The 3,079-nt window shown below is 51.3% G+C and carries 1 rRNA gene; it reads right to left on the reverse strand.

What is annotated here, in order from left to right:
* Nucleotides 1-79: 79 nt before the first annotated feature.
* A 23S ribosomal RNA gene (locus tag IB245_RS28875) occupies nt 80-2,973 on the reverse strand.
* Nucleotides 2,974-3,079: the final 106 nt, after the last annotated feature.

Consider the following 3,079-nt stretch of genomic DNA (forward strand, 5'->3'; position numbering starts at 1 on the left):
TCTCGAACTTTCGGTTCATTGCGTCTTCACACACCGCAATCTGATGCTCTTTCGAGTAGTCAAATTGCTTGGGTGTTATATGGTCAAGCCTCACGGGCAATTAGTATTGGTTAGCTCAACGCCTCACAGCGCTTACACACCCAACCTATCAACGTCGTAGTCTTCGACGGCCCTTCAGGGGACTCAAGGTCCCAGTGAGATCTCATCTTGAGGCTAGTTTCCCGCTTAGATGCTTTCAGCGGTTATCTATTCCGAACATAGCTACCCGGCAATGCCACTGGCGTGACAACCGGAACACCAGAGGTTCGTCCACTCCGGTCCTCTCGTACTAGGAGCAGCCCCTCTCAAATCTCAAACGTCCACGGCAGATAGGGACCGAACTGTCTCACGACGTTCTAAACCCAGCTCGCGTACCACTTTAAATGGCGAACAGCCATACCCTTGGGACCGGCTTCAGCCCCAGGATGTGATGAGCCGACATCGAGGTGCCAAACACCGCCGTCGATATGAACTCTTGGGCGGTATCAGCCTGTTATCCCCGGAGTACCTTTTATCCGTTGAGCGATGGCCCTTCCATACAGAACCACCGGATCACTAAGACCTACTTTCGTACCTGCTCGACGTGTCTGTCTCGCAGTCAAGCGCGCTTTTGCCTTTATACTCTACGACCGATTTCCGACCGGTCTGAGCGCACCTTCGTACTCCTCCGTTACTCTTTAGGAGGAGACCGCCCCAGTCAAACTACCCACCATACACTGTCCTCGATCCGGATAACGGACCTGAGTTAGAACCTCAAAGTTGCCAGGGTGGTATTTCAAGGATGGCTCCACGCGAACTGGCGTCCACGCTTCAAAGCCTCCCACCTATCCTACACAAGCAAATTCAAAGTCCAGTGCAAAGCTATAGTAAAGGTTCACGGGGTCTTTCCGTCTAGCCGCGGATACACTGCATCTTCACAGCGATTTCAATTTCACTGAGTCTCGGGTGGAGACAGCGCCGCCATCGTTACGCCATTCGTGCAGGTCGGAACTTACCCGACAAGGAATTTCGCTACCTTAGGACCGTTATAGTTACGGCCGCCGTTTACCGGGGCTTCGATCAAGAGCTTCGCGTTAGCTAACCCCATCAATTAACCTTCCGGCACCGGGCAGGCGTCACACCCTATACGTCCACTTTCGTGTTTGCAGAGTGCTGTGTTTTTAATAAACAGTCGCAGCGGCCTGGTATCTTCGACCGGCATGAGCTTACGGAGCAAGTCCTTCACCCTCACCGGCGCACCTTCTCCCGAAGTTACGGTGCCATTTTGCCTAGTTCCTTCACCCGAGTTCTCTCAAGCGCCTTGGTATTCTCTACCCAACCACCTGTGTCGGTTTGGGGTACGGTTCCTGGTTACCTGAAGCTTAGAAGCTTTTCTTGGAAGCATGGCATCAACCACTTCGTGTTCTAAAAGAACACTCGTCATCAGCTCTCGGCCTTAGAATCCCGGATTTACCTAAGATTCCAGCCTACCACCTTAAACTTGGACAACCAACGCCAAGCTGGCCTAGCCTTCTCCGTCCCTCCATCGCAATAACCAGAAGTACAGGAATATTAACCTGTTTTCCATCGACTACGCTTTTCAGCCTCGCCTTAGGGACCGACTAACCCTGCGTCGATTAACGTTGCGCAGGAAACCTTGGTCTTTCGGCGTGGGTGTTTTTCACACCCATTGTCGTTACTCATGTCAGCATTCGCACTTCTGATACCTCCAGCAAGCTTCTCAACTCACCTTCACAGGCTTACAGAACGCTCCTCTACCGCATCATCCGAAGATGATACCCGTAGCTTCGGTGTATGGTTTGAGCCCCGTTACATCTTCCGCGCAGGCCGACTCGACTAGTGAGCTATTACGCTTTCTTTAAAGGGTGGCTGCTTCTAAGCCAACCTCCTAGCTGTCTAAGCCTTCCCACATCGTTTCCCACTTAACCATAACTTTGGGACCTTAGCTGACGGTCTGGGTTGTTTCCCTTTTCACGACGGACGTTAGCACCCGCCGTGTGTCTCCCATGCTCGGCACTTGTAGGTATTCGGAGTTTGCATCGGTTTGGTAAGTCGGGATGACCCCCTAGCCGAAACAGTGCTCTACCCCCTACAGTGATACATGAGGCGCTACCTAAATAGCTTTCGAGGAGAACCAGCTATCTCCGAGCTTGATTAGCCTTTCACTCCGATCCACAGGTCATCCGCTAACTTTTCAACGGTAGTCGGTTCGGTCCTCCAGTTAGTGTTACCCAACCTTCAACCTGCCCATGGATAGATCGCCCGGTTTCGGGTCTATTCCCAGCGACTAGACGCCCTATTAAGACTCGCTTTCGCTACGCCTCCCCTATTCGGTTAAGCTCGCCACTGAAAATAAGTCGCTGACCCATTATACAAAAGGTACGCAGTCACCCAACAAAGTGGGCTCCCACTGCTTGTACGCATACGGTTTCAGGATCTATTTCACTCCCCTCTCCGGGGTTCTTTTCGCCTTTCCCTCACGGTACTAGTTCACTATCGGTCAGTCAGTAGTATTTAGCCTTGGAGGATGGTCCCCCCATATTCAGACAAAGTTTCTCGTGCTCCGTCCTACTCGATTTCATGACTAAGAGATTTTCGCGTACAGGGCTATCACCCACTATGGCCGCACTTTCCAGAGCGTTCCGCTAATCTCAAAGCCACTTAAGGGCTAGTCCCCGTTCGCTCGCCACTACTAAGGGAATCTCGGTTGATTTCTTTTCCTCAGGGTACTTAGATGTTTCAGTTCCCCTGGTTCGCTTCTTAAGCCTATGTATTCAGCTTAAGATACCTAACTTATGTTAGGTGGGTTCCCCCATTCAGACATCTCCGGATCAAAGTCTGTTTGCCGACTCCCCGAAGCTTTTCGCAGGCTACCACGTCTTTCATCGCCTCTGACTGCCAAGGCATCCACCGTATGCGCTTCTTCACTTGACCATATAACCCCAAGCAATCTGGTTATACTGTGAAGACGACATTCGCCGAAAATTCGCGATTAAACTCACAAATTTTACCTTAGCCTGAATAAACACCAGTGAAAGTG

Source organism: Pseudomonas sp. PDM02 (assembly GCF_014852285.1).
GTDB lineage: Bacteria > Pseudomonadota > Gammaproteobacteria > Pseudomonadales > Pseudomonadaceae > Aquipseudomonas > Aquipseudomonas migulae.